This is a genomic window from Leeia sp., assembly GCF_041909055.1.
Taxonomy (GTDB): Bacteria; Pseudomonadota; Gammaproteobacteria; order Burkholderiales; family Leeiaceae; genus Leeia; species Leeia aquatica.
In genome coordinates this window covers 1-1,857 of the sequence record NZ_JAYREC010000012.1, presented here as the reverse complement: position 1 = coordinate 1,857, position 1,857 = coordinate 1, and the positions used below count along the sequence as shown (strand labels likewise).

General features: G+C 63.7%; 1 protein-coding gene and 1 pseudogene. One reads left to right on the top strand and one right to left on the bottom strand.

The annotated features are described in order from the left end of the window. Nucleotides 1-329 (top strand): annotated as a pseudogene (locus ACE3O2_RS17695) (acetyl-CoA C-acyltransferase); the annotation flags it as partial. A 251-nt stretch (nucleotides 330-580) separates the two neighbouring features. Here ACE3O2_RS17695 and ACE3O2_RS17690 read toward each other — a convergent pair. Next, a complete protein-coding gene (locus ACE3O2_RS17690) occupies nucleotides 581-1,807 on the bottom strand; it encodes an IS110-like element ISAisp4 family transposase (protein WP_288482745.1) in 1,227 nt (408 codons plus the stop codon). Nucleotides 1,808-1,857: the final 50 nt, after the last annotated feature.

The following is a 1,857-nucleotide window of genomic DNA, read 5'->3' as shown; positions in this document are numbered from 1 at the left end:
AGCCTGACGAAATGGGCATCGGCCCCGTGTTCGCCATCCCCAAGGTGCTCAAGCGCCTGGGCCTGACGATGAACGACATCGACCTGTGGGAGCTGAACGAAGCCTTTGCCGTGCAGGTGATCTACTGCCGCGACAAGCTGGGCATTCCCGCTGACAAGCTCAACGTCAACGGCGGCGCCATCGCCGTGGGCCACCCCTTCGGCATGAGCGGCCAGCGCCTCACCGGCCACGCCCTCATCGAAGGCAAGCGCCGCGGCGCCAAGCGCGTGTGCGTGACCATGTGCATCGGCGGTGGCATGGGCGCTGCGGGCGTGTTTGAAGTGCTGTAAGCACCGATTCCCTGCCCGAGTGCATCAACAGAACGCCCCGTGCAGACCGATGGGTCTGCACGGGGCGTTTCATTGGGTGACCAGAAAGCGGATGGAGCGGATGGAGGGAATCAGGACCGCCTCTACCATCGCTAGCAAAAACCCTTAATTTTCCGAGTCTTACAAGTTAATGTGGAAGACACCCGCCACCGGACGTGCAGATACCTGACCTGAGGCAGGCCAAGGCCGCAAGGTCAGCGGGCAAGCGAGTCTCAGGCGGCAGCGGGCGTGGCGATGAATCCGTGCTTGCGCAGCATTTTGATCCAGCGCGGCGCGTTGCGCTGAACGTTCAGCGCCTCGTAATCGACCTCCTTGTCCTGGTAGTGGCTTCCGTTGCTGAGCATGGCGTAGATGGTGCGCAGCATCTTGTGGGCCAGCGCCACCACTGACTTCTTGTGGCCCTTTCGGATGGTCAGCGCGTCGAACTTGGCCTTGAGTGCGCAGCGCGTTCGTGCTGCAGCCTGGGCGAACTCGCACAGCAGCCTTCTGACCCAGGCGTTGCCCTTGCGGATGCGCCCGGTTTTGCGCTTGCCAGCGCTCTCGTTGTTGCCTGGGCAGATGCCCACCCAACTGGCCAGGCGCTCTGCACTGCCAAACACGCTCATGTCCGCACCAATCTCCACCAGCAGCATGGCCGCCCCCTGCTCGTCGATGCCCGGCAGGGTCTGCAGCAGCCTGAGCTGTGGCTGCCAGGGTTGCAGGCCCTGCAGCAGGTACTGGTCCATGCGGGCGATGCGCTGCTCGATCTGCTCAATGTGCTGCACGATCTCCTGGGCCACAAAGCGGTGCACTGCGCTGAACTGCTCGGTGCTCAGGGCCTCGCACAGTTCTTGTCGACTCGCTCGCAGCCGCCCCTTGTGGTTCAGCACCTCGTGCATGGGCTGTCCCTCGATCAGGGCTTTGACCATGGCACGCGCGCTCTGTCCGTGGATGTCGGCCACCAGCACGTTGATGCGAATGCCCGCGTCCACCAGCACCTTGTGCAGCCGGTTCTTCTCGGCGCTGCACATGCCCACCAGCTTTTGCCGCTGGCGCGCTACCAGGCGAAGCTGGCGCATCTGCACCGGTGGGATGAACGAGGCGCGCAGCAAACCCGCACGCGCCAGCGTGGCCAGCCACTGCGCATCGGCCATGTCGGTCTTGCGACCGGGCACAGCCTTGACATGCCGCGCGTTGACCACCCAAGCAATAAGGCCCACCGCCTCCAGCGCCGCAAACGGGCTTTTCCAATACACCCCTGTGCTCTCCATCACCACGACCTCAGGGGCCATCTCCAGCGCCCACTGCGCCAAGGCGCGGCGGTCGCGTTTGAAGGCGCCGAAGTCTCGCTTGGTGACCTCTACCCGGCCATCGTCATGTTCGACAACGGCGCAGGCCGTGATCTTGGCCTGGTGAACGTCCAGCGCAATGACGCGCTTGTGCATCGGGGTCAAATCCATTGCGGCTCTCCTGCAGCTTGAATGACAATCACAAGCGTGCGGACCAGCCA